Source organism: Candidatus Nitrososphaera gargensis Ga9.2, from assembly GCF_000303155.1.
Classification (GTDB): domain Archaea; phylum Thermoproteota; class Nitrososphaeria; order Nitrososphaerales; family Nitrososphaeraceae; genus Nitrososphaera; species Nitrososphaera gargensis.
This window is the reverse complement of the sequence record NC_018719.1, coordinates 110,145-134,854: the sequence shown is the minus strand read 5'-3', so window position 1 is coordinate 134,854 and position 24,710 is coordinate 110,145. Positions and strand designations below refer to the sequence as shown.

25 protein-coding genes and 1 tRNA gene are annotated in these 24,710 nt (G+C 51.9%); 8 read left to right on the top strand and 18 right to left on the bottom strand.

The genetic code is table 11. The annotated features are described in order from the left end of the window. Positions 1-103: 103 nt before the first annotated feature. Complete coding sequence (locus tag NGAR_RS00805) at positions 104-541, top strand: CBS domain-containing protein (protein WP_187147602.1); 438 nt, start codon at positions 104-106, stop codon at positions 539-541. Positions 542-568: 27 nt separating this feature from the next. On the opposite strand, the gene NGAR_RS00800 is transcribed toward NGAR_RS00805, so the two are convergent. Next, complete coding sequence (locus tag NGAR_RS00800; RefSeq protein ID WP_015017691.1) at positions 569-1,051, bottom strand: hypothetical protein; 483 nt, start codon at positions 1,049-1,051, stop codon at positions 569-571. Between the two features lie 405 nt (positions 1,052-1,456). Between NGAR_RS00800 and NGAR_RS00795 the strand changes: the two genes are divergently transcribed. From NGAR_RS00795 to NGAR_RS00785, 4 genes are all read left to right on the top strand, one after another. Then, entirely contained in the window at positions 1,457-1,903 is a 447-nt protein-coding gene (locus tag NGAR_RS00795) for a hypothetical protein (protein ID WP_015017689.1), read from the top strand. A gap of 207 nt (positions 1,904-2,110) precedes the next feature. Next, positions 2,111-2,509 carry an MGH1-like glycoside hydrolase domain-containing protein gene (locus NGAR_RS19165; protein ID WP_407637182.1) on the top strand — a complete coding sequence of 133 codons (399 nt, stop codon included), beginning with the start codon at positions 2,111-2,113 and terminating at the stop codon, positions 2,507-2,509. A gap of 106 nt (positions 2,510-2,615) precedes the next feature. Further along, entirely contained in the window at positions 2,616-2,873 is a 258-nt protein-coding gene (locus tag NGAR_RS00790) for a hypothetical protein (protein ID WP_015017687.1), read from the top strand. 350 nt (positions 2,874-3,223) lie between these two features. Beyond that, a complete protein-coding gene (locus tag NGAR_RS00785; protein WP_015017686.1) occupies positions 3,224-3,487 on the top strand; it encodes an MGH1-like glycoside hydrolase domain-containing protein in 264 nt (87 codons plus the stop codon). Between the two features lie 10 nt (positions 3,488-3,497). Here the strand turns inward: NGAR_RS00785 and NGAR_RS00780 are convergent, their stop codons facing one another. From NGAR_RS00780 to NGAR_RS00735, 10 genes are all read right to left on the bottom strand, one after another. Further along, positions 3,498-3,899, bottom strand: coding sequence for a hypothetical protein (locus tag NGAR_RS00780; RefSeq protein WP_015017685.1), 402 nt, complete (start codon positions 3,897-3,899; stop codon positions 3,498-3,500). A 2-nt stretch (positions 3,900-3,901) separates the two neighbouring features. Further along, positions 3,902-5,140: an AAA family ATPase gene (locus tag NGAR_RS00775; RefSeq protein WP_015017684.1), complete on the bottom strand. Its 1,239-nt coding sequence runs from the start codon at positions 5,138-5,140 to the stop codon at positions 3,902-3,904. After that, a complete protein-coding gene (locus NGAR_RS00770) occupies positions 5,137-6,279 on the bottom strand; it encodes a hypothetical protein (protein ID WP_015017683.1) in 1,143 nt (380 codons plus the stop codon). The genes NGAR_RS00775 and NGAR_RS00770 overlap by 4 nt, the downstream gene beginning before the upstream one ends. A 433-nt stretch (positions 6,280-6,712) precedes the next feature. Beyond that, complete coding sequence (locus NGAR_RS00765; RefSeq protein WP_015017682.1) at positions 6,713-7,318, bottom strand: 30S ribosomal protein S7; 606 nt, start codon at positions 7,316-7,318, stop codon at positions 6,713-6,715. Next, positions 7,315-7,752: a 30S ribosomal protein S12 gene (locus NGAR_RS00760; protein ID WP_015017681.1), complete on the bottom strand. Its 438-nt coding sequence runs from the start codon at positions 7,750-7,752 to the stop codon at positions 7,315-7,317. The genes NGAR_RS00765 and NGAR_RS00760 overlap by 4 nt, the downstream gene beginning before the upstream one ends. Beyond that, entirely contained in the window at positions 7,745-8,224 is a 480-nt protein-coding gene (locus NGAR_RS00755) for a NusA-like transcription termination signal-binding factor (RefSeq protein ID WP_015017680.1), read from the bottom strand. The genes NGAR_RS00760 and NGAR_RS00755 overlap by 8 nt, the downstream gene beginning before the upstream one ends. A 90-nt stretch (positions 8,225-8,314) precedes the next feature. Continuing rightward, entirely contained in the window at positions 8,315-8,632 is a 318-nt protein-coding gene (locus NGAR_RS00750) for a ribosomal L7Ae/L30e/S12e/Gadd45 family protein (RefSeq protein ID WP_015017679.1), read from the bottom strand. Beyond that, complete coding sequence (locus tag NGAR_RS00745) at positions 8,607-12,431, bottom strand: DNA-directed RNA polymerase subunit A' (RefSeq protein ID WP_148680774.1); 3,825 nt, start codon at positions 12,429-12,431, stop codon at positions 8,607-8,609. Before NGAR_RS00745 ends, NGAR_RS00750 begins: the two co-directional genes overlap by 26 nt. A gap of 13 nt (positions 12,432-12,444) precedes the next feature. After that, complete coding sequence (locus tag NGAR_RS00740; protein WP_015017677.1) at positions 12,445-15,795, bottom strand: DNA-directed RNA polymerase subunit B; 3,351 nt, start codon at positions 15,793-15,795, stop codon at positions 12,445-12,447. Positions 15,796-15,802: 7 nt separating this feature from the next. Then, positions 15,803-16,051: a DNA-directed RNA polymerase subunit H gene (locus NGAR_RS00735; protein WP_015017676.1), complete on the bottom strand. Its 249-nt coding sequence runs from the start codon at positions 16,049-16,051 to the stop codon at positions 15,803-15,805. 279 nt (positions 16,052-16,330) lie between these two features. Here NGAR_RS00735 and NGAR_RS00730 point away from each other — a divergent pair, with 279 nt between their 5' ends. Next, entirely contained in the window at positions 16,331-17,122 is a 792-nt protein-coding gene (locus tag NGAR_RS00730) for a PEFG-CTERM sorting domain-containing protein (protein ID WP_228369240.1), read from the top strand. An 82-nt stretch (positions 17,123-17,204) separates the two neighbouring features. Here the strand turns inward: NGAR_RS00730 and NGAR_RS00725 are convergent. The 3 genes from NGAR_RS00725 to NGAR_RS00715 form a co-directional block, all read right to left on the bottom strand. Further along, positions 17,205-17,310 (bottom strand) — tRNA-His (locus tag NGAR_RS00725). Positions 17,311-17,370: 60 nt separating this feature from the next. After that, on the bottom strand, positions 17,371-18,954 hold the full coding sequence (locus NGAR_RS00720) for a pyridoxal-phosphate dependent enzyme (protein ID WP_228369239.1): 1,584 nt from the start codon (positions 18,952-18,954) through the stop codon (positions 17,371-17,373). A gap of 61 nt (positions 18,955-19,015) precedes the next feature. Then, positions 19,016-19,834 (bottom strand): NIFsuperfamily domain-containing protein, encoded by an 819-nt coding sequence (locus NGAR_RS00715; RefSeq protein WP_015017673.1) that lies wholly within the window; start codon positions 19,832-19,834, stop codon positions 19,016-19,018. A gap of 68 nt (positions 19,835-19,902) precedes the next feature. Here NGAR_RS00715 and twy1 point away from each other — a divergent pair, with 68 nt between their 5' ends. Next, complete coding sequence (gene twy1 / locus NGAR_RS00710) at positions 19,903-20,940, top strand: 4-demethylwyosine synthase TYW1 (RefSeq protein ID WP_015017672.1); 1,038 nt, start codon at positions 19,903-19,905, stop codon at positions 20,938-20,940. Between the two features lie 11 nt (positions 20,941-20,951). On the opposite strand, the gene rdgB is transcribed toward twy1, so the two are convergent. After that, positions 20,952-21,506 carry an RdgB/HAM1 family non-canonical purine NTP pyrophosphatase gene (gene rdgB, locus NGAR_RS00705; RefSeq protein WP_015017671.1) on the bottom strand — a complete coding sequence of 185 codons (555 nt, stop codon included), beginning with the start codon at positions 21,504-21,506 and terminating at the stop codon, positions 20,952-20,954. A gap of 10 nt (positions 21,507-21,516) precedes the next feature. Further along, positions 21,517-22,137: a KEOPS complex kinase/ATPase Bud32 gene (locus NGAR_RS00700; protein WP_015017670.1), complete on the bottom strand. Its 621-nt coding sequence runs from the start codon at positions 22,135-22,137 to the stop codon at positions 21,517-21,519. A gap of 33 nt (positions 22,138-22,170) precedes the next feature. Here NGAR_RS00700 and NGAR_RS00695 point away from each other — a divergent pair, with 33 nt between their 5' ends. Then, positions 22,171-22,491, top strand: coding sequence for a PH domain-containing protein (locus NGAR_RS00695; protein WP_015017669.1), 321 nt, complete (start codon positions 22,171-22,173; stop codon positions 22,489-22,491). Here the strand turns inward: NGAR_RS00695 and kae1 are convergent. Both kae1 and NGAR_RS00685 read right to left on the bottom strand, forming a co-directional pair. Beyond that, positions 22,475-23,476 carry a KEOPS complex N(6)-L-threonylcarbamoyladenine synthase Kae1 gene (kae1, locus tag NGAR_RS00690; RefSeq protein ID WP_015017668.1) on the bottom strand — a complete coding sequence of 334 codons (1,002 nt, stop codon included), beginning with the start codon at positions 23,474-23,476 and terminating at the stop codon, positions 22,475-22,477. The two genes, NGAR_RS00695 and kae1, sit on opposite strands and share 17 nt — an antisense overlap. Before the next feature lie 9 nt (positions 23,477-23,485). Next, positions 23,486-24,688: a redox-regulated ATPase YchF gene (locus NGAR_RS00685; protein ID WP_015017667.1), complete on the bottom strand. Its 1,203-nt coding sequence runs from the start codon at positions 24,686-24,688 to the stop codon at positions 23,486-23,488. Positions 24,689-24,710: the final 22 nt, after the last annotated feature.

Here is a 24,710-nt window from a genome sequence, read left to right as displayed (position 1 = left end):
TTCATAATTTTAAAGAGTTTCTAGCCAGGCTATGTAAGCGGGTCGGCAAATGTTACCTTCTTATCTGTTGTTGTAAAAACGTATGATGGATGAAGCAAAAAATATGAAAGCCTCGGATGTAATGTCTGTTGACATCATTGCGGCGACTGAAAACATAAGCGCAATCGAAGTTGCCACCAGAATAGTCCTGGGAGCAATAAATGGCATGCCAGTAATCAGCAAAGACGACGGCAAGTTACTGGGCATAGTTACCACGATTGACCTCCTGCGCGCCATAAGAAGCAGTCAAGACTTAACTACAATAATTGCCAAGGATATAATGTCTCCTAACCCGCTTTCGGTCAAGCAGGACACAGATGTAAACGAAATAATCGACGTTATGGATAGAAATGGCGTGATGATGGTTCCGGTGGTTGAAAATGACGGCAGGCTGATAGGCATATGCTCGCGATCAGATATCTTGAAGGAGATTCTAAATGAGAGATTCGTTACTATAGGCAGGACAAGGACAGTAACAACAACCATAGGAGAAGCTGCCTAGCTCCACCCAAAAGCCACTACAGTATTATCATATAACATCTGCCCAGTAGCTTTCAGAATACTTTTCTTCTTCTTCGCTATCATAAATTTCTTCTTTTTCCTTCAGCGCGCTAGGCTTTTTTCTTAGATAAATAGAGCTGTTAGTATTTGCCATCACGATTCCAAACAAGCTCTTATCGCCACCTTCCAGTTTATCCAAGCGTTTATGCATCTCTTCAGTGACAATTTCCTTTGGCAGTCCTTGGTGCGCCATTTGATCGTGGGCCTCAAAAATTAGATCCATGGCCTGTTTTTCAGAGATCTTGCCCTCCTCATAAGAAAGGGTTATCCTTCTGCAGACAAAAGTGACTTGCGAGTAGACCGTGGAATGTATGCATGTTGTGTTACGCTTGATCGCCCTCTTGAGCGCCTCCCGTCTTTTTTGATTTATTATTACTGGCCGTAACCTGTCTTCATGCAGGCTTTTTGACACCACCTTGGTAGCTGTTTTTTCATTATCGGAGGAGATCATGTGGCATTACCTGTACTGTCTTGCAGCTCTTTAGATATAACAAAAGCTAATCAGTGCTATGAAAAAACAGTATTTGGGTATCAAAGTATCAATTTGCGATGACTAAGAGAGCAATCGCTGCATCTATGCGCCTCTTCCTTGATGCTCGTTTCCTGTATGGATTTCAAGCTCGTTCTTATCAGAGAAGCTTGCATTGCAGATAGAGCATATACATGCCTCCCGCCTTTCACGTCTTTGAGTTTGCGCGCCGCTGAAGCTATCCAACTTGCCATGCCGCACTATGTGGGTTACATTGTTCTTAAGAATTTGAGCTTTGAAATGTCATTGCTTGCAGGACGCATGTATTTCATTAAATATTATCATGAGCAGCGTTAGCGCAAGGACAGATGAGATGGTAGGAAAAACATGGCAGGAATAAGAGCTGATTATGCAGTCTATTATGGAGCCGCTGCAAGTACTGCTATTGCAGGCATATTGCATCTAGTAACAGCATCCAATGCTGTTGGACTGAGAGAGATAACCTTGGCTATCCTTTTTGCGATAGCTGGCATTGCGCAAATATTCTATGCATGGCCGCTTGTACGCAGATGGGGCCGGCCTTGGTATTATGGAGGAATAATTGGGACTGCAATTCTCATAATCTTGTGGATTGGGACTCGAATACCAAGCGGCAGAGTGCTGGGTGGCTATACAGAATTGCTGCCTATTAATGCCGTTGGAATAGCAGTATTGATATTCCAATTTGCCGCGCTCTTGCTCTCCATACGGATACTGCAGACAGCGACCACGCCTAGCAAGATAAGCAGAAGAGGAGAAAACAAGTCGGACCGCGACGCTGCAGCCGCAACCTAAGAAGGTATTTTGTTCAACAATTTTACAGTCTATTTAATAGCAAAGATGTGCAAGCTGCCATAGAAGGCCCTATGCTTGCTCTCCATTAGCATGCGACCAAGCGCCGGCAATTGCAAGGGTCATCAAAAAATAGCTGAATCAAGGAGCATCAAGGAACAATGGAAAATGCAGCATTATCTTTGGAAAGTATAGCAGAAGGCTAGCAAGGTGTTGGAAGGAAACTGGAATGAGAATTACAAGATAACGATACCTGCACACAAATTATATCCGTACCAATGGAGCTGGGACTCGGCCTTTATAGCCATTGGAAACTCTTACCTGAATGTCAATAGAGCGATCACAGAATTTGAAAACCTTTTTTCTGCGCAGTGGAAGAATGGTATGCTCCCGCAGGTAGTATTCTACGAGTCATCAGACTCGTACTGGCCGGAGCCAGAGTACTATCAAATAGAGAGGAGCAAAGATTCCCCAAGTCATGTAATGATATCTGACATGACTCAGCTGCCGGTCAATGCCATTTCATGTTGCTATATATCTATGAAGATGTCAGAAATGCTGACAAGCACAAAGCAAAGGAATTCCTCAAGAGAATGTTTCCAAAGATAAGGTCTTTCACCGATATCTTTTGACAGAGCGTTCCTGAGCAATCAGGGCTTACAACTATACTTCATCCACGGGGATCTGGAATGGATGACAGCCCATATGGGACGATATGATCGGTAAAATAATAAAAGAAAACCATGACAGGCTGCCAGAATACAAACGTAAAGACGTAAAGGCAGTTGAAAATGGAAGTGGTGAGCGGCCCATCAAGGATACTTATTACCGGACCTTCATCTACTTGGTGAAATTAATGCGGGAATACAACTATGACGAGCGCCTCGTATACAGGAATTTTCCCTTCAAGACAAAAGATGTAGTCTTTAGCACTTCGTTCTATGTTTCAAACAAATGCCTGCTACAATTGTAGTAGGCATAGCAGATCGTAATGATTCGAGATCAGAGAGATTAAAGGTTGTTGGATGAAGAGGCAGCAATCCGGCTTTACCAAGTTCTTCAAGGAAACCAGCGATTTCCAAGATGGAGAGCAAAAAATAACCTGCTACTATCAGGATTTTGATCTAATTAATAACAAAAGAATCAGTAAACTAACATCTTCTTGCATTATCTCGATATTTACGGGATGCTGGCAAGGGAGGAGGTAAAAGATATCGTCAAATTGATGAGGCAAGAGCGTTTATGCGGCACAGGCAGCAAGTGCGCGGCCAGATTGATTCCAAGCTATGCCCTTGACGGCAAAGGGTTTTGTGCAGAGAGATATTGGCGTGGACCATTCTGAGTAAAAATATCAACTGGATGATATACTATGGTTTGTTGCAAAATGGTTATGATAGAGAGGCTGAAATCATTAGGGACGAAATTATCAAGATGGTAACAAAAGAAGGAGCCAGAAAGTATTACAATCTATTTACAGGTGAAGGCTCGGGTGGAAAGAACTTTTCTTGGACTGCAGCCCTTACTTTGGATCTATTTTATCGCCAAAGCGGTAAGAAAACACCGCTTGATAAGATATTGGGCTTGTGACCATAGACATTTAATGATAAAGGTTCTTTGCTACCCTGCGCGCCTTTTCAATGAATGCCTGCTGGTAGTTTTCAAAAGCGTTCTTGTCTTCTAGGCACTGGCTGCAGATGCAAGCCTGCGACACTGCCTGCCTGTCACAGTCAATCTCAAAACCGCATTCGGCGCACCCAGCAGGCCTGCCGCAGATAAAGCAATTGAGCTCGGGCACCTCTGGCGTTTTCTTTTTCTTTTCTTCCTTCTTTTTCCCCTCCTCTTCTTCTTTCTTTTCAGGCGCCGCTGGCGATTCGCACTTGATATGCTTGATTGCCTTGCTGCTCTTTGACCACAATGCACGCTCGCCTTGTGGTATCTCTTTGCCGCATTCGGCGCATTTGCCCTTGAATTTTACCGTAAGCGGTATCCAGTCGCTCATTATTATTTCCTCTTCGCCTTCTCGATCTCCTTTGCTATAGACTCGCCAACCGACTCGTCGCGAAAGTTGTCCACTGCAAACTCGATCGGGTCTACCTTTTCTTCGATAATCAGCCTTATGAAGTATGGCAGGGCAAACGAGCCGGCAGAGCTCCTTGACATGTGGAGCGCCGGCGCAAGCTCGCCCAAGATTTTCCTTGTCGACTGCGAGCGGGCAAATATCGGCCCCATGACCGGCCAGGGCATCGCATACTGGCTGTACTTGATCCCTTTCTGGCGCGACCTTTCATACAACCCTGACGCGATCATGCTGCTTATGTATTTGAGCAGGCGCCACTCCCTCCTTGCGTTTGCGCGCCCGACCATCATGTCTGCCCTTGACAGGACTTCGAGCATGGAAGCCATGTCGTCATGCTCGACGTGCGAAGAGACAATGCTTGAGAAAAGGGCGGCCAGCATGTCCTTGCGCCGGTCTTCCTGTGACATGCCGTACCTTGGATCCGGGTACAACGCGTCTGCCTTTGTTATGAAGCGCGTCGCCTGCTCCAAGCTGCTGGCGTTAAAGTAGCCGTTTACCGCGTCTACAATGTCAATATCCACAATGTCTCTGTTTGATACCGTGGCATAGCCGGCGACACGCGACTGGGCGCTGTTGAGCATCGAGCGGATGTCGCCCCTGCTGTTATTGACGATCGATATCTTGTCCCTCGGCCCAAGCTTTGCCCCCTCGCTCTGGAGCACGTGGTCAAGGAACAGCAACAACAGCCGAGGCGGCACGGGGCTGAACTCTACTGTCTTGCACACCTTGGAGAGGTCTTTAATCTTGATGGACTTTTCGTTGGCGGCCATTATGACGGGCACCGTCGGCTCTTTCATGAGCTCCACCAAGGTGTCAAGCCCGCCCGTGTCCTCCCTGCCTGAGATACCATCAACCTCGTCCAGAAACAGCATTATCTTTCTGCCAAGCAGGTTTGCAGTGTTCTGGAAGACAGGTGTTATCCTTGCCCGGAGTATGTCCTTGTTGCGAGCGTCGCTTGCGTTCATCTCCACTAGGTCGTAATCGAACTGCCTTGCAAGCGCGTGCACAAGTGTGGTCTTGCCGGTGCCCGGCGGCCCGACCAGCAGCAGCGGCTTGCTACCGCTCACCCAGCCTGCCAGCCACTTTAGCGCTGCAAGCCGGGTGTCCTCGTTGCCCACCATTTCTTGTACCGTCTTTGGCCGGTGCTTTTCAGACCACATCATTTTGCAGCAGCAACAGATTCTTCTATCTTTTTCTGGAACTCGGCAAACGGCGCGCGTCTGATGAGCTCATTGTACCAGTACTGGTTGTAGTGCCGGACTGTCAGAAACAGGAACTCTAGGAACGGCTTTAGCTTAAAGTTCTCGGGCAGCATGTCAAGCGCGATCTTGGCCTCGTCAAGATAGAGCTCACTCTTTGCCATGGTGAGCTCAAATGCTCGCCTCACGTCGCCGCCGGTGTTGAGGGCGTAATAGAGCGGCCATGACGGGACTTTGACCGCGTTGTTCTTGATAGCGTCCTCGATCTCGTTTCCGCAACCGACGCATTCACCGGCCTTGGCCATGCCAAGGTGGAATATGTCGCTCAGAGGCCGGCGGTTAAGCGCCATGTTCCTGCCTGCAGTGCCCATCACAGCGCGGTACTTTTTGTAGCACTCGGTCATGTTTTCGTCATTTATTGATGCCGGCTTGATCTTCAGCTTGACATCAATGTACTGCCCGATCCGAGCGTCCTTGAACCCCTCTTCAAACGCCTTGAGCACCGAGTCTCCGCCCTGCGCGATTTTGCTGCACGCTATACCAAGGATGTAAGGGTTCATGAACTTGTAGTCGTCAAGGTATTCGAGATCCTCATCCCTGTCGACTATCCTGTCCATCGGCTCTGACAGGTCTATTGCAATGATGTGGCCGTCGATTACGGCGTTCCTGTTTTCTTCAGAGGCACTGTCGCCGAAATATTCTGAAGCGCCGTCATAAAGCGCGTTAAAAACTGGGAATGTCATCTTGACAAAGTTGGAATTCAGAATACGCTTGATCCTGTCGCCAAGCACGTCTGGGTTTGACAGCCGGGCTTTGACGTCTGCCACGCTGCTACCGTCAGAGAGGGCGAGCTCCTCAGAGCCCATGTCATCCGCAAACTTGCGAATGGTGCCGGCAGGGTTGGGGTCGGCGGTTATCGCCTTGTGCAACGACATGATGAACCGCTGGGCAAAGCCGGAAAACTCTTGCTCTGTCTTTTCCTTGTACTGGTTGAACTGCCGGTAGCCCTTGCTCCTCAGCAGTCCCTGCTTCATGATGTCCTTGCCGGCCTGTGTGCTCCTCAGTGCCTCCATTGAAAAGATCGATTCATCCTTGCCGCTCATTTCTCTGCCATCTCTTCTGTTGTTGTCTAGCTAGCCATTGATAAGCGTAGTGGGAGGCTAGGGGAGCTTTCCCTCCACGCCCCTGCGTCACCCGCTCAGCCTAGCCCCTTTTACAAAAGGCGACCAGCAATCGCTTTTATTTTTTGCGAAATTAGATTCCGGAAACATACTCTCTCCCCTTAATGTTCCATTCTTTAAGTAAAACCCAAAGGGCAATGGTCAAGCTCAACCGGTGCATTGCTCCGAAGGGCCGTGATATGTTCTACGGTTCAAAAGGCTTTTGGCAGGTGAAGCAATGATGCGGAACGTGGGACTGAAGCTAATCCACAGAGTAGATGCCAAGAAGGATGAGGGCAAAAGCCTGATAGAACCCGAAATTAGAATATAGAATCGCCAAATATAATTCAAAATAAAAGAAGGAAAAATGGCTTTTTTACCTTGAAGCCATTGCGATTCTTTCTTGCTCATTCTTTTTCTTGACAGCGTGGCTTGCCATGTCGTTGTTGGAGGCCAGAATGATCTCCTTGGCAAGCGCCTCTTCTATCGTCTGCGGGCTACTGTAGGTTGATTCCCTCACGCCCTCTGCGATAAAGCGCAGCGCAAGGTCGACCCTTCTCAGCGGGGCGACGTCAACCGATACATGGTAGACGACTCCACCATACACGATGCGGGTCGTGTCCTCGTTTGGCGATGAATTTTCTATTGCTCTCACCAGCAGCTCGACAGGGTTCTTGCCGGTTTCAAGGTGGATGATTTCAAACGCCGTCTTGACGATGTTGAGCATCCTTGCCTTCTTGCCGCCCATCCTACCAGTGTTCTTGGCGTATTTCTTGCCAAAGTGCATCAGCTTGTTGGCGAGGCGCTCGACGATGTTGACCTCTGCCTTTTTCAGTCGCTGGTGCTCGTGCCTGCCAAAAGTCACCGGGATTACCGCTGGCTTGAGGCTGATCACGTTCTTAAGTCCGGGGTCGTTTATTGCAATGTTGCTTGTGTCCCACTTGTGGAACAACTGTATGTGAACCTGTTCTTTCCCGCTCATCTTCTCGGCTTCTCCTTTCTTCCGTGTACAAGCTCGTTCAGTGAAACGCCGTTGACCTTGAACACCTGCCACCTGACTCCCGGAATGTCGCCCATTGCGCCACCCATCGAGCCTCCGATGCCGCCGATAATGACCTCGTCGTGCTCGTCAACAAAGTTGAGAGCGCCGTCCTTTGGAAGGAAGGCGGTTACCGACTTGCCGTTCTTTATCAGCTGAACCCTGACGCACTTGCGTACGGCAGAGTTGGGCTGCTTTGACTCGATTCCAACCTTTTCCAGCACTATGCCCCTTGCCTGCGGCGCACCCTCGAGCGGGTTTGCCTTCTTGTCAAGCATGAGCATCCTTCTCTTGTAATATTTGTCTGCCCACCTTGCGCGGCTCTTCTTTGATTTCAGAACCCTGCCTGCGAACAGACCTAGTGGAGATTTACCCATCTATATTCACCCTATGACTATTACTACCCTGTTCAGGGCTTACTATCTGCACATTGGTTATTTGGAAGTATCGCTTCGCAAGAAGTCTTGCCTTCTCGGCGTTCCTGCCCTCCCTGCCAACCACAGCGCCCTTTTTCTTCTGGTCGACCGTGACTACGGCCTGCTTTGTCCCGTCGCTCCTATCAGATATCCTGACGTCGTTTACCATGTCGGCGTTGAGCATGTTGCGGATAAACTCGGCTGGGTTGTCGGAAAATTCAACAAGTTCAATCTTTTTTGCAACCACATTCTGCAGTTGCTTGATGGTGGAGCCGCCCTTGCCTATGGCAAGGCCCATCTGGCCCTTGTTGACCACGAATATGACGCGGTCCATCTTTTCGTCGACGATGCAGTCCCTTGCAGTGGCACTAGTCACGCTCTGGAAAAGAGACATGAGCCGAAGCTCGTCAGAGGTCAGCTTGATCTCTGTCATTTCAGAGTCCCTGCGATGTGCAGTGCAAACGGCGACGGCAACAACAACAAATCATGCTCACAACCTTTGTTCAATTTAAGTCTTGGTGCCTTACTTGGCAGCTGCCGCCTCTTTTTCTGCCATTATGGCTTCGATCTCGGCCGCCGTGCCGCTCTTGATCGCTATCGCGGTTATCCGAAAGGGCTTGTTGCAGAGCTTGCCCAGCTGCACAGAAGTGCCATGATATTCGTAGACTGCGACGTTTGCTGCCTTGGCCTGCTCTTCAAGCTTGGCCCTGTCGGCCGAGTCGATCGATTTGCTGACGATTATCAGTTTCGTCCCCTTGACTGACTGCAAGACTTCCTTGACGCCGCTCTTGTACTTGTCGGCGGCTACTGCGTCCCTAATCACTTTTTCCAGCACTTTCATTGTTACTATCCTTCACCTTCATGTAGAGGTCTACCATTCCAGTGCCGACAGGTACAGTGGCACCCACTATAACGTTTTCTGTTACTCCTTTCAGCGTCTCAATCTGGCCTTCAAGCGAGGCTCTTGCAATTGTCGGGACTGTGATCTCGAACGCGGCCCTTGCAAGCACCGATGTCTTTGTTCCGGCGATGCCATGCCTGCCTATCTGCTGGAGGTAGCCCTTGGACGTCATCAGGTCGGCGACCAGCATGATGTGGCGCGTGTCCACTTCAAGACCCTGTTCTTCAAGTGTGTTTGTGATCTCTTTGATTAGCGCTGTTCTTGCGGCTTCGATGCCAAGCGTCTGCCATATCTCATACACATTGTTCGTGGTGACCCTTGTGAGGTCGACGCCGTCGACTGCCACCACCTTTGCAAGGTTAGAGCCTGCAGTCTGGATCACCCACTCTTCGTCCTGCTTTACGATTGTAACGCGCTCAATGTCCGGCACGCCCTTTACTCTAGTGTTGAGCAGCTTGCTCTTGAGCGTCAGCAGAGTCTGCGCATCCGGCTCGTCAGGAACCGTTATCTTGATCGAGAGCTTGTTCTCGTTTGGCTTGACTGTGTATTTCTTCTTTGATCCTTCAAGGACTTCCTGCACATCGGCAAAGGTGCATCCCCGCTCTGCCAGTTTCGCCTCTGACAGATGGAACGTCAGCACGCCGCTATAATCAGTCTCCGACCTCTCGATAAGGTCCCCTATCCGGGTGAACAGTATCTCTCTTGCGACTTCAAGCGCCTTTTCTCTGGACACCCTGTGCTCCTCGTCGAGGTAAATGTCCATCGTGGGCGTCACCGGCTTTTTGCGCGCGTCCACGAGCTCGATGAGCCTCGGAAGGCCAAGCGTCACGTTTCTCTCCTTGACGCCAGCAAAGTGGAATGTCCTGAGGGTCATCTGGGTTCCCGGCTCGCCTATCGACTGCGCGGTGACGACTCCGACTGCCTCTCCCGGCTCGGCAAGCGCCCTGTCGATCAGGTCGAGCACCTTCTTCATGACTTTTTCAACTCCTTCCTTGCTCAGCCTGTTTTCAAGGAGCGCCTTTTCCAAGTTAGCCTTCATCCTCGGGTTGAGGTTCTCGGCATACTTGGCAATGATGCTCTTGATGACATCCTCGGTCGCCTTCCTTCCCTCGTCTACTATTGATTCAGCTTCAATGAGCCTTGAAATGTTGACGGCTTCGCCGTGGTCGCTCTTGGCAGGGTCAATTCCGTCCTCGCCATACAGGTACTGGACGATGTTGCCGTGCGGATCGCGCACAGTCTGGTCGTACTCAATCTTCAAGTGCTCCAGCGCGTTGATGAGCCTTCTCTGCATGTAGCCAGATTGCTGCGTCCTGACTGCAGTGTCAACCAAGCCTTCTCTTCCGCCCATTGCGTGGAAAAAGAATTCAAGCGGCGACAGGCCGTCGCGGTAGTTTGACTTGACAAAGCCCTTTGCGTCTGGGTTGGCGTCGTTGGGCTTGAAGTGCGACAGTGCCCTGTTGTGGTAGCCCTTTTGGATCCTCTTGCCCCTGATCGACTGCTGGCCGAGGGCCGCAGTCATTTGGCCTATGTTGAGGGTCGAGCCCCTTGCGCCTGTTGACGCCATTATGACGCCCGAGTTCTCGTCGGGGAACGCCCTGTCGGCCGTCCTGCCCGCGCGGTCGCGTGCGCGTGACAGCTCGTTTACCACATACAGTTCAAGTGCCTCTTCAGCAGCAAGACCCCTTGTGAGCGGCAGCGTTCCGTCGTTATACTGCTGTATCAGCTCATAGACCTTTTCGTAGGTCTTTTGGATAATGTCATTTATCTCCTGTCTTGTTTCTGGCGAGAGCCACAGGTCAGAGTAGCCATATGTGAATCCCCTGTGGGTAATGTACGTCTTGAGCATGGTAAGGATCGAATCGAGGAACTTTCTTGCAGCGTTTGTGCCATAGTCCTTGGCGATCCTGTGGAGCACGCTGTCCGGCTCTTCTGCGCCGATCGACGCCTTGTCGATCACGCCGCTTATGAGCTCGCCGTTCTTTATGACGACATCCTTGCCCTCGCCCTTTGCGGCCTTGTTCCATTTTGATGTGATGATAAAGTTAAAGTCCTTTGGCAGGAACAGCGAGAAGAGCTGCCTGCCCGAGTAGAGCCTTTGGCCGTCCTTTGTTATTGCAGGCTCTGGCAGCGGCCCTTCGTAGCCGCCTATCATCGCAAGGTTTGCAAACTCGTCCTTTGTCAGCGTGGTTCCGTCGCGGGTCAGCATGAATGCACCGGTAATAAAGTCCCTGATGCCTCCAATGATGGGTCCGCCATACCTTGGCGATATCAGCTGGTCCTGCACCCTCATGAGAAGGGTGGCTTCGGCCCTCGCCTCTTCGCTCTGCGGTACGTGCAGGTTCATTTCGTCCCCGTCAAAGTCGGCGTTGTAGGGCGGGCAGACTGCAGGGTGCAGGCGGAACGTCCTGTAGGGGAGCACCTTGACGCTGTGCGCCATTATGGACATCCTGTGGAGCGACGGCTGCCTGTTAAAGATCACAATGTCGCCGTCTGCAAGGTGGCGCTCTACGATGTATCCCGGAGCAAGCGAGTCGGCTATTGCCTTTCTATCGGTAACATAATCCAGCCTTATCTTGACCCCGTCTGGCCTTATGATGTAATTTGCGCCCGGGTATGTGTTGGGGCCATTCATCACCAGCTCCTTGAGTCTTTCTACGTTCCACTGCGAAACGGTCTCGGGTATCGTGAGCTTTTTGGCAACATCGGTCGGCACGCCAACGTCCGCGATCGTAAGGTTGGGATCCGGCGAGATCACCGTCCTGCTTGAAAAGTCGACGCGCTTGCCTGAAAGCGAGCCTCTGAACCTTCCCTCCTTGCCCTTGAGCCTCTGGGTCAGGGTCTTGAGCGGCCTGCCCGACCTGTGGTGGGCCTGCGGGATGCCAGACACTTCGTTGTCAAAGTACGTCGTGACATGGTACTGCAGCAGATCGACGAGGTCCTGCACGATGAGCGGAGGGGTTCCTGCCTCCTTGCTCTCCTTGAGGCGCTGATTCACCCTGATGATGTCAACGAGTTTGTGGGTAAGGTCGTCCTCCGACCTGATGCCTGTTTCAAGTATGATTGACGGCCTGACCGTCACCGGCGGCACTGGCAGCACTTGGAGCACGAACCATTCTGGCCTTGCAGTCCGGGGGTCGTAGCCTAGCAGAGTCAGGTCATCGTCTGGGATGTGGCTCAGTCTTTCGCGTATCGTGATTGGCAGCAGCCTGTTTTCGCCGGCGTCCGTCTTTTCTACAAATATAGTTGGCTTTGTGAATATCAGGTCGTACTGCTCCTTGCCGCAGTGCGGGCAGACCTTGACCTTCTTGGCCCGCTCGATTATCTCATCCTTGATGTTTTCAAGCGTAATGACCGCGTAGGCTGCCTTTGTGTCACGGATCGACTTGTAGTGGGTGAGCTCTTCCGGCTCGAGCTTGATCCTGTTGCACGACCTGCACGATATCAGCAGAAGCTTGTGGATGTCGTCTACAAATGCGATGTGGAGCACCGGCTCGGCAAGCTCGATGTGTCCAAAGTGGCCAGGGCATTTTGCAGAAGTGTTGCCACAGGTGGCGCACTTTTGACCCGGCTCCAGAGTTCCTAGCCTGTTGTCCATAAGGCCTCCCTGCACCGGCATACCATCTTCATCGTACGTCTCTGGGGCCGTTATCTCGGCGACAGAGAACTTTCTCACTTCAGTAGGCGACCATACGCTGAACTTTATTCCGCCCAAAATTTTTGCAGATTCTTCCATCATCTCAATCTACCCCTTAGACTTTCTCCTTCACAAGGAGCCTCGGAGCGACGTTCAGGCTCATCATCTCCTGCAGCAGGAGCTTGAACGCGTATGCGATCACAACTGACGATATCTTGGCCTTTTCTCCGCAGACGCGGCAGATGTAACGGCGCTGCTTGACGTCATAGTATGCAAGCAGGCCGCAGCGCTCGCAGACGTTCACTTCAGCCTTGTCGGACTCCTCCAAGAGCCTGTCCTTTAGCATCATTGATGCGCCGTAGGCGATAAGGCAGTCGCGCTCCATCTCTCCAAACCTCAGACCTCCGCCACGCGCCCTGCCCTCTGTGGGCTGCTTTGTGAGCATCTGGACCTGGCCCCTTGCGCGGCTGTGGATCTTGTCGGCAACCATGTGGTGCAGCTTTTGATAGTATACCACGCCGATGTAGACGTCTGCTGGGAACTTTCTGCCCGTCCTGCCGTCGTACATCGTTTCCTTGCCGGTGTACTTGAATCCGTACTGCTCCATGGCGGTCTTGATGTCGTCGCCCTTTTCCCCAAGGAACGCCGAGCCGTCGACGATCCTGCCCCGGAGCGAAGCGGCCTTGCCGCCAAGCGACTCCATGAACTGGCCGACGGTCATCCTTGATGGGAACGCATGTGGGTTGATCATAATATCAGGCACTACGCCATCCTCGGTGTACGGCACGTCTTCCTGGTTGACCAGCATGCCGACAACGCCTTTCTGGCCGTGTCTTGAGGCAAACTTGTCGCCTATCTCCGGGATCCTCATGTCCCTGACGCGGATCTTGTACATCTTGCCGCCTTCGACCGACTGCGTGACTATCACCGTATCAACGACGCCGTTTTCTGATGGCCTGACGCCGACTGAAGTGTCGCGCCTGTACGGGCCCTTGACCTCGAACTCTTTGTACTCTTCCATGAACCTTGGCGGCGACGTCCTGCCGATCAAAATGTCGCCTCCGTTGACCACGGCTTCGTGCATTATCGCGCCGTCCTGCTCTAGCAGGCGGTATGCTTTTTCTCCCCTGTAGCCGCGGATGTTGGCATCTGGCTGCGGCAGCTCAAAGTTGTCCTTCATGCCGCCGGGGTACTGCTTGGCTTCAGCTTCATAGATCCTGTAAAAGAACGTCCTGCCAAGCCCCCTGTCGACTGACGACTTATTGAACACTACTGCGTCCTCAATGTTGTAGCCTTCAAATGGGAGCACCGCAACGACCGCGTTCTGGCCCGTCGGGCGGTCTTCAAGCCCAAGCAGGTTTATCGCCTTTGTGCTGACCACTGGCGTCTGCGGGTACAGCATAAAGTGCTGCCTGACATAGGTGCTTGCGTTCATGAGCGGAGTCGAGAAGCCGAGGCTCTGCTTTGCCATTGCACTTTCATAGGTGTTTCTTGGCGACTGGTTGTGCTCGGGGTACGGGATTATTGAAGCGCCCACACCCAGAATCGCAGATGGGAATATCTCCAAGTGTGTATGCTTTGGCTCCAGCTTTTTCGGATCAATGGCTACATAGCAGTTCTCCTCCTCGTTAGCATCTACCAGCTCGATTACTCCCATGTAGAGCAGGTCGTTCCATGAAAGGAACTTTTTCGACACTTTTTCAATGACTTCATTAGTTACAAGAGGCTTGCCATCCCTGAGCACAACGAGTGGCCGCAGCACCCTGCCGGCGTTGCAGCTGATGTAGAGGCGCTTTGTAGCGTTCTCGTTCTGCGAGCTGTAAAGGTAAATCCCGACGTGCGGGTGGATCTTGCCTGACCTTCTCATCGATCTCAGCGTGTCAGAGAGGTGCTCTCCCTTTTCGACGTAGCCTATCAGCCTGCCGTCAACAAACACCCTTGTGCCTGACTCCCTCAGGTCCTCGCGGGCATCCTCGACGTTCTGGACGCCAAGCTCGTACAGCTTTTCTGTTACCTCGGCGCTCTGGACGTTTACCGAGATTATTGCAGATAGCGCAAGGTTCTTGACGAGTCCACAGTTAGAGCCTTCAGGGGTCTCTGCGGGGCAGATCCTGCCAAAGTGTGTAGCGTGCAGATCCCTTGCCTCAAAGTTGGGCTGGCTTCTGCTGAGCGGCGACTGGATCCTGCGCAGGTGCGAAATGGTGGACATGTAGTTGGTCCTGTCAAGCAATTGCGTGACTCCGACCCTGCCCCTGCCCCAGTTGCCCGTTGCAATGGCGTTGTTCAGCTTGTCAGAGACGATGCCGGGCCTGACTGCGGCTGCGACTGCGTTGATGCCGCGCTTTTGGCCCGAGCGCTCTAGCTGGTACTTCATGTCACGTATCAAATTGCGAAAAGCTGTCCTGAACAGGTCTGCAAGCATCTGGCCGGCGAACTTGATCACCTTGTTGCCATAGTGGTCCTTATCGTCAGCGTCTATCCAGCCCAGCTTGAGCTCAATGAGCTTGCTTGCCGCTTCGCCTAAGAACAGCGCCTTTTCATGCCTGTTGTCTGGGTTCTTGCCAATGTGCGGCAGGAGGCCCCAGTCAAGCAGCGTTTCGGCCCTCTTTATCTGGAACTCCTCCAACATGCCGGGCGCAATTCTCTTGCTGATATACACGATGGCGTCCCTGCTCGTGTTCACGTCGCCGGCCTTTTCAAATGAGGGCTCTAGCTCGTCTTGGATGGTCTCGTTTAGCGAGACCGAGTCTGCGATGTCCTTGTCCGACTCTAGGCCAAGCGCCCGGATTAGCGTGATAAGAGGTATGTCTACAGGCGAGCCGGGGATCTTGGTCACTATGGAGCCGTCTGGGCGCATCACTAGTTCAAGTTTCGCCCTGTAGCCGACTATTGAAGAGTACACCTTGGCCTTGTATAGCAGGGTGCCGGTTGCCTCTTCGGCGTCAACGATTATCTTGTTGTACGAAAGATCTTCCAAGCCTACGATGACGCGCTCAGAACCGTTGATAATGAAATATCCGCCGGGGTCGCGTGGGTCTTCGCCAAACTCGATCAGCTTGCTCTCAGGCAGGTTGTGCAGGATGCACGTGTTGGACTTGACCATTACAGGCATGTCGCCGATGTGGATAAAGCGCGATTCCAGTATCTTGCCGTCCTCGACCACGCTGCATTCAAGCATGACCGGCGACGCATAGGTTAGGTTGCGAAGGCGTGCCTCCATCGGGGCAACATGTGTGATAGAGCCGTCAAGCTCCATGATCCTTGGCTGTTGGAGCTTTATCTTGCCCAGCTTGATCTTGTACGGGTATTCTGCGGTCTCGATTTCGATCTCGCCAACTTCGTCGATGATGCTCTGGAGTCCGCGCTCCATGAATTCGTTATAAGAATTCAGGTGCTGCCTTGCAACGCCTTCCCTTCGCAAAATGTCGTTGATAATAGGCCACATCTCAATAGAATTCTCTATCATGGCGTACTCAACCCTCTACGACGTATCGGTAATATACACTTTCACCCGCAGTCGGGCTCTTTCTCGTGATCTTGATAATGTCGCCGGGCCGGACGTCAAGATCTTCAAGGGCCTTGTCGCTTATCATGATGTACGGCAGCTGGCTTGGTTTGGCGTTGTACTTTTTCAGAATTTCCTCTGCTTCCTTTTTCGGCAGAATTTCATGCTTTGGTTGGTAAGCGTGGTTCGTTATCTTGACGACCTTCTTTTCAGACAATGGAGTGCACCTCCAAACAGGAAAATAGCTTCTGCTGAGAAAACATCAAAGTCAAATTTAATGAATATCGGGTGAGCATATATAAGTATTCGCAATTTATTGTCCGGGAATTTGCTATTTCTTTTGAAAATTGAGACATGGTATTTATTGAGGTTACTTAAAATGATCTAAAGCGTTAGAGTTTATACACAAAAAGGATAAATAGTAATGCAATTATAGCGTGTTAGGTGTGCATGAGGGATAATGGACTATAAAGCATATGCACTAGTGGCTATATTAATGGCATCCGTTGCATCTGTCGGAGTGGTAGGTGCCGCGTATGCACAAACGCTGACAATAGAGACAGACAAGGACAGCTACGCCTCTGGTGATGAGATCACGATTAGTGGCCAGCTGACCGCGCCGACGATAAACCAGCCAATCCTGATACGAGTGTTCGATCCGGATGGTAACTTTGTAAGAAGTGAGATACTCGATGCTGCAGCAGACGGATCATACAGCTATACATTTACGTCAGGAGGTCCGCTGATGGCAAAGAGTGGAACCTACAGAGTACAGGCTACCTATGCAGGCACTGTAAACCAGGAAACAACATTCGAATTCCAAGCTACTGAAGAAACCTGGAGGACATTCAATATCAGAGTTGGCGGCCAGACATTCCCAGTACAGTACAGAATTACAGGCGGATCGGTTCAGAACATGGTACCAGACGAAGCAACTGCGACACTGACAGTTACAATCAGCTCAACATCCGACGGAAACCTGCAGATCAGACTTCCAAGGAACGTGATTGACTCCAGGGATGGAGCTGACGGCAGATCAGGATCTGACTTGGACTTTGCAGTGTTCATTGATGACGAGAATGTTACGCCTGAGCAAACAGAGGCAACAGTTGACAGAAGGACACTGTCGATCGACTTTGCAAACGGCACTGAAACAATCGAAATCGTAGGCACATGGGCAGTTCCAGAGTTTGGTGCAATAGCTGCAATTGTACTGGCGGTAGCAATCGTTGGAATCATTGTAGCAACTGCAAGGTACGGCAAGTTCAACTTCGCTCCAAGGCTGTAAACAGCCTTTTTTCTTCCTTTTTATTATTTGACCAAGACCTACTACCGACGGGCATATCATTTTATTATATTATATTGAAAAATGGGGCCTTCGGAGGGATTTGAACCCTCCTCAAGCGGTTTCTGCCGAAAAGTTTCTTGAGAAACCGGCCACAGCCGCCTATACTGACCAGGCTATACTACGAAGGCCGCCAGAAAATTTGCTGACTCTACAGTATATAATCGTTCGATTGCTGCGCTCTATTGTTATTATTCGGTAGCCATTCGCACAAGTTCAGAGATGTGTTTGCCCTTTCCTTGGGAGAGTGTATTTATGCCCCCAGTCAGACTTTCAGCACCAATGCCTTTCTGACCAAGCACCTGAGCAACCCTGAGCGAAGTATTTCCCATCATGCAGACAAGCAACGGCTTTGAGTCTGGGCCTCCCAGTGATTTCTCCATCTCCTTTGGAATCTGTTGTGTCATCAAGAGTTGCTCTACCTCACTGGCCTTTGGGACATAGATCTTGCTTTCGTCGATGCCCAGCGTCTTTGCGATCAGCTCTATCCCTTCTTTGCGCGGCGTATACATCGTGTGTATCCAGACAACTCTGTCGTAATTCCCAATGTTTGAAACGGCTTCCTGCAAGGGGACCTCTAGGCGCTTTTGTTTCTGCTGCTGTTGCATGGCTTCAAGGTTCTTCCTATACTTTTGGATTCCGTCTGCAATTATCACGACAAACCTGCCTTCGCCGCCAAAGTTCGCCATCTGCATTGCTGCATAGAGCGCAAGGGCGCTGCTTTCACCCATGTCGTACCCCTTGTCCACAAAGAACTTGAGCAAGCGTTTTGCCTGTCCCCCAAAGTCTACTTCGTGCTGCCCGGCGTACTGGTCAGGCTCATAGAATTTCAAGCCCGACGCCTTTGCTTTTGTCCTTATCCCTGCGACATCCTGATCGGCTGGCGGGAATATCACGTGCACCGCCTTCTTGCCGTGCTTCTCCATCATGTACCTGCTCAGGCCGCCCGATGTGCCGCCGGTGCCAAAGGTGCAGACGATCCTAAAATCTGCTAGCGAATGACCCTGCTCGTGTAGTTGCTGCTCAATCTCTGGGCCAGTAACTGTCCTGTGCACCTCTATGTTCAGCTCATTATCGTATTGCTCTGGGCAAAAGCAGCCGTCATACACTTTTGCCAAAAGCTTTGCCAGGTTTATGATGTCCTGCTTTGCCAGAACTGCTTCTATCTCCGAGCGTGACCTGTCGAAAATAGCAGGATCGAACCCCAGTTCAGAGAGCTGGGCGCGAACATTCCAAGCAGTTGCTTTTGCAGCCATGAGATTGGCATCCCCCTTCATTCCGGGAGCAGGGCAGATATCCATGTCAAGGTTGACGATGCGAATATCCTCATTTCTCAACTCCTCGAATACCCCTTCCTGAAGCTTTCTAGACACAAGGGTAACAACGTTCAGCCCAATCCTTTTGCCGATCAGTCCCAGCGCGATCCCAAAGTTGCCCGAAGTCGCCTCAAATATCGTTTGCCCTCGCTTGATCTTGCCTGTGGCAATAGCGTCACGCAATATGTTTACCGCCGGCCTAGACTTGATCGAGCCTGCAAGAAGCTTTGAATCAAACTTGCCAAAGACTCGCAGGTTCTTGTCTGCCAGATCTATGCCAAAGACGCTTTTTGCACATTCTTTAAGGTCCGCGGTAATATCTTTCAAAGGCGTTGCATTGACGACCTTGCCAGACTTGTCCTCCAAATGGGGAACCTTGCTCCAGATCTCACGCTCAAAATCCTCAAGCAAAGACCTGTCAGCGCTACTGCTGTTGTTATTATTATTCAGCTCCTGCAATCTCCTTTTCTCTCCCTATAAGCTGCTCATCGAGGGCTTATAAAAGATTTGATAAACCGGATCATCTACCCGGAAGGATGCCTACTCGGACGGTTTCGACGCCCAAGCCTTCGAGCTGGTCTGCAAGGCCGTTGAGCCCTATCGAGTCGCCCGCAAGGTGCCCCATGACGACCAGGTTGCCGTCAAGCTTGTCCTCCCTCATCTTCATCAGGTCGCCATAGTCGACGTGCAGGTAAATGACAGTAGAAACGCCGTGTTGCATGTACGCCTTGGCGATGTGGTAGCCGCCGTTGGTGCCTGCAGCCACTACCAGCGCCCAGTGGCCGGCCCTGTTCTTTTCGCTGCCAAGCCTTACCTGCACCTTGGTCGCCGCATTGCTGAATTCAGGTATCTTGCCTATAGACCGGACAATATCTGACACGTATTCTGTCCTGCCGGACTTGATCGCTTTCAGTATGACCTGCCGCATGTATTCGTCGCACGGCTGGTGAATGTTGACAAGCGGCATTCCAAGCGCCTTTGCCGCTCCTACGACTTCGCTGTAAATGTCGGCGTGGTTACGCGTCTCGACCCGCTCCTTGAGCTTTGCGACCGCCTCTTTTGCGGTCTTAGTGGGAACGCCGTGCTCCATCATAAAGTCGACGTGCCTGTCAAATACCTTGTAAAAGTTGACAGAGGCTACCCCTATTGGGTGATGAGCAATGACAGCGTCGCACCCAAGCTGCCTCGCAAGCATCAGCTCTGCCGCCCCGACATCGATTGCTATCAGGACCTTGTTGATGTTCCTGCCCTTCACGTGCACGGCGCTGTCCGCCGGCATCTTTTTCCAGCCGGCAAGATCAAGCCCAACTTGCATTATCTTTTCAGTGTCGACGGCCATGGCTACCAGTCTGCACAGTGCAAAATTTAAATCTGATCCGCCGCCATCTTGCTCAGAGACACAGATAGATGAGCTGCTCCGACGAGCACGTTTCGCATTCGACTGACAACAACCTTATCCAGATAACCCCCCAACTCAAGGCTAGACTGCAGAAGGCAAAATACGGCGTCTACAACCACTCTGCGGTGGAGCTGTGCCACTGGACGAAAAAGTCGTTTGCAAACGAGGGCACCTGCTACAAGCACAAATTCTACGGCATCTCGACTCACCAGTGCATGGAGATGACGCCGACTGCGATGAACTGCGAGAACAGGTGCATCTACTGCTGGCGCCCGACAGAATTTTATGACACGCTTGAAATGCCCGAAGAGCTAGTAGACGAGCCGGACGTGATAGTCCAACAGCTGATGGTCGAGCGGAAAAAGCTGATAAACGGCTACTACGGCAACGCCAAGAACGACAAGAAAAAGCTCGACGAGTCATTGCTCCCGGCCCATTATGCAATTTCGCTTTCAGGCGAGCCTACCATGTATCCCAAGCTCCCACAGCTGATAAAATACTTGAAGTCGCTCAAGGCCACCAAGTCGATATTCCTTGTGACAAACGGGCAGGAGCCGGACATGCTAAAGAGGCTGGCGGCCGAAGATGCCCTGCCGACGCAGATCTATCTGTCGACCAATGCGTCCAACAAAAAGATGTTCCACCAAGTCAATAGGCCGCTCCACAAGGATGCGTGGGAGCGGTGGTGGGAAAGCCTGCGCTTCCTTGCCACTGTCAACACGAGGACGGTGCTCCGCATGACCCTGATAAGAGGATACAACGACAGCGACAGTTTTGTGGGTGAGTTTGCAGAAATGATGGCTCAGGGCGACCCACACTTTATCGAGCTAAAGTCTTACATGCACATTGGCATGTCAAACCAGCGGCTGGAGCAGGATCACATGCTGGAGATGCACGAGGTGAGGGACTTTGCAGGTAGGTTGTGCGAAAAGATGCCCTCGTTCAAGGTGATGGATGAGAGCGAGATTTCAAGGATAGTGGTGCTGCAGAACCAAGTGCGCTACACTGATAGGTGGATCAGGGAATACCTAACGCCGACTCATTAGCTCTTTGGATGCTAGGGCACCGTATGCTTGTACCACTGTGCAAAGTTGTCAAGCGCTTTCTTGCGGTGAGAGTACTCATTCTTTTTTTCTTTCAGCTCTGCAAACGTCAGATCAGTGCCATCAGGGACGAATATCGGGTCGTAGCCCCAGCCGCCCTCTGCTATCCTGTCCGATATCCTGCCGTCAACCCTCCCTTCCGATATTGATAGGCTCTTGCCATCATAGAACGCTATCAGGGACCGGAATGACGCTGACCTGTCGGCCGACCCTTCAAGCAGCTTCATGATGCCGGCGTTTCCAAGGGTCTTGAACGCGTGCGACGAGTACTGGCCCGGAAAGCCTTTCAACATGTCGATAAACAGGCCATCGTCTTCGACTATTACCGCCCTGCCGACCTGTGAAAACGCGCTCTTTGCCTTTTCACGTGCAATCTCTTCAAGCGAGTCTGATTGGATCTCGACCGGGTTTACCTGCGCAAAGTCTACAGAAATTCCATAAGCCGAGAGGATCGACTGGACTTCTCGGTACTTGTTCTGGTTGGTGCTTGCAAAGGTCACGGCTCGCATGATAATCTAATCAGACCACCCGCGCATACCTGCCGCGCTGCTCTATTTCCTTTACGTTTTCCAAGATCTTGTCTGTCCGATTCTTTCCGGCGACGCTTGCATATCCCCCGACAAAGCTTGGGAACGCCTTTTTGACAGCAATGTGCGCGCTGGTAAAGACCTCCTTTATCAGTCGGATGTCGGTGGCTATGTCTTCCTTGCGCTCTGAATAATATGACAGGCCAAAGTCAAGCAGGACAAGCTGCTGCTTTTTGCTTGTGATAAAGTTTGAAGTGGTCAGGTCGCCGTGGATGATGTTGCTTGCGTGCAGCATGGCGGCATAGCGACCCATTTCGTAGCAGAGGCTAGGCGTTATCGAGTCCCTGACATTTTCGCCTTCCACAAACTGCATTATTATTTCGGCGTTTACAGGGTCGACGAAATGCACAAACGGCGTCATGACCCCGGCAGCCTTGGCTGCGGACATGAAATTGGCTTCATGTATAGTCCTGTGCTTCCTTATGGCCGCGTCCAGCTCTCGATGCCTGTACGGCTTGGGGGTCCGTACCTTCGAGACTGCCTTTTTCCCGCCCCATTCTACGAGGTAGATATCTGCCTCTGCGCCCTTTTTAACCAGCCTCGGCTGCTGCAATAGTAATATAGCCTGTGGATTGGAGATAAAAATGTGGTGAGTTTCGAGCCGGCTCCCGGCGAAAAGGTGATCCTTGATGAGGACTGCGCCGAGGACAAGCTGAGAAGTGGCTTTCTTTTTCTTACGGACCGCAGGCTGGTGTTCCAAAAGACGCAGGGCAGGATGGCTACACTGTCGAAAAAGGAAGGCGAGGTTGTCGTCGATATCCCGCTAAACAAGATATCGTCTGTCAGGGCCGAAGGGTTCCTTGTGAAAAAGTTGGTTGTCGTGTCAGGCGACAAGACCTACAAATTCGGCGTATTTAACAACGGCAAGTGGGAGCGCCAGATAAAGCAGCTCACCGGCGCCAGCTGATGTCCACTGTATCAAGCCGCCATGATTGCTGCACAAATGACTCTTCCACCTTGACATGCCTTTTCGTGACCTGATATTCCAGGATGGCGGTCCACGCGATCTGGGCGCCATTGTCGCCTGCAAATTTCAACGGGCAAACAAACAGCTTGGCTCCCTGGCGGCTGCACGCCGCTTCAAGCATCTCTGCAAGCCTCTTGTTTGCGGCTACTCCGCCCACTATCATCATCTCTTTCTTGCCAGTGAACGAAAGGGCGCGCTCTACAGCCTCTGCTAGCATTGCAAACGCCGTCTCTTGGAGCGAGTAGCACGCATCAGTCACCGCCACCTCCTCTGCCCTGTCTGATGCAAGCTTTATCGCGGCCGTCAGCAGACCGGAGAACGAAACGTCGTTGCCCTTGACGATGTAAGGCAGCTGCATGTACCTGCCGGCAGACTGGACCGCAAGCTGCTCTATCCTGCCGCCGCATGGTGAAGCAAAGCCAAGCGCCCTGCCAAATTGGTCAAGCAGCTGGCCGATGGTGATATCAAGCGTCTCGCCAAAGACGCGCCACCGGCCGTGAGAGAACGCAAGTATCATGGTGTGGCCGCCCGATACCAGCAGGACAAGCGGGTCTGAAGCACCGGTGAGCATAGCCCCAAGCTCTAGATGCCCTAGGGCATGGTTGACCGGCACCAGCGGCTTTTTGTAAAAGCCGGCCACGGTCCTTGCAACGACGGCGCCGACACGGAGGCACGGCCCGAGACCCGGCCCGGCAGAATAGCCCACAATGCCGATGTCCTTCATTGAAACACCGGCAGTTTTAAGGGACTGTCGCAAGACATCAGCACTGGCTTCCATGTGGTGGCGCGATGCTTCACGCGGGTGTATGCCGCTGCCCTCCGGCGCCTTGTAGACGTCGCGCTCGTCGGACAGCACCTTGCCCTTTGAATCGACTATCGAGCATCCAAATGTGTGCGCGGTGCTTTCAATCCCAAGGCATAACATATTTTTTTCCTATCCCCTGCTTGTTGCAGACACTATTTTAATCACGTCGCCGCTTTTCAGCTTGTGGTCGGCGCCTATCCTCTGCTTTGTCCTAGCGTCGATCGCATACAAAAAGCCCTTTGCAAGGTCGGCGTGCACCGTCCCTGCAAGGTCTTTTGCAGTTGATCCTTCGGGCAACAGCCTAACGTCTGGTAGGACGTTCCCCTTTTTGTCTGCCAGCTTGAACTCGTCTTCCACAGGGTAGACGGCGACCATGCGTAAGAGCTTGAAGCAGGCGATATTGATCGCCTCCTGCACCCCGGTCGAGCCGTACTTTTGCATGAGCGTCCTTACAATGTCAAGTGCTTTTTGCTGCTGTATGTTTAGCGCAACATTGGGCTTGACGTCAAACGAGCTGTCGCCGGGCAGGTAATGGAGCACGCCCTTTTTTGACGCCTTTCTCAGGAGCGCCTCGGCTTCTGACGCGCACGGGACCACTTCGAGGCCGGCCGACTTCATCTTCTCGATGTTGACCTCGGCCGAGGGCAGGTCGGCCTTGTTGGCCGCTATTACAAAAGGCTTGGCTTTTGCGCGCAGTATCTTGCAGAAAGCAAGTATGTCTTCTTCTGTCCAGCTCACCGGCTTTTTCATTGCAAGGCCGGACGCGTGGATTGCGGCTGCTATCACCGGCTCGCCTATCGCAAGGCCGGACAACCGCTTTGCAAGCATCTGCTCAAGCTTTTGGCCCAGACCTTCTGCCTCTCTGGTGTTCTTGCCCCAGTCACGGCCTATCAGAGCGGCAAGCCAGAGGTCGAACTCTTCTTCTACAAACGTGATGTCAAACATCGGGTCGCCTGCTCCTGCTGGCACCGACCTCCCGTTGCTGTCCGTCGTGCCCGAGGCATCGACGACGTGTATGAGAGCGTCTGCTTGCCTTGCATCGTCGAGGAACTTGTTGCCAAGTCCCTTGCCGGCGTGGGCACCCGGCACCAAGCCAGCCACGTCCACCAGCTTGATTGGGATGAACCTGTTTCCGTCGATGCACATCGAGTGCACAGGATTGTCCTGAACGCCAAATTCGCGGCAGACGCACTTGACCCTCGCATATGCGACTCCAACGTTGGGTTCGATGGTTGTAAAGGGATAGTTGGCTGCTGGCACGGCAAGCTCTGTAGCCGCGTTAAAAAACGTGGACTTGCCGACGTTGGCTTTGCCAATCAAGCCTATGATCAAGTACACGCTTGTTCTATCCCAG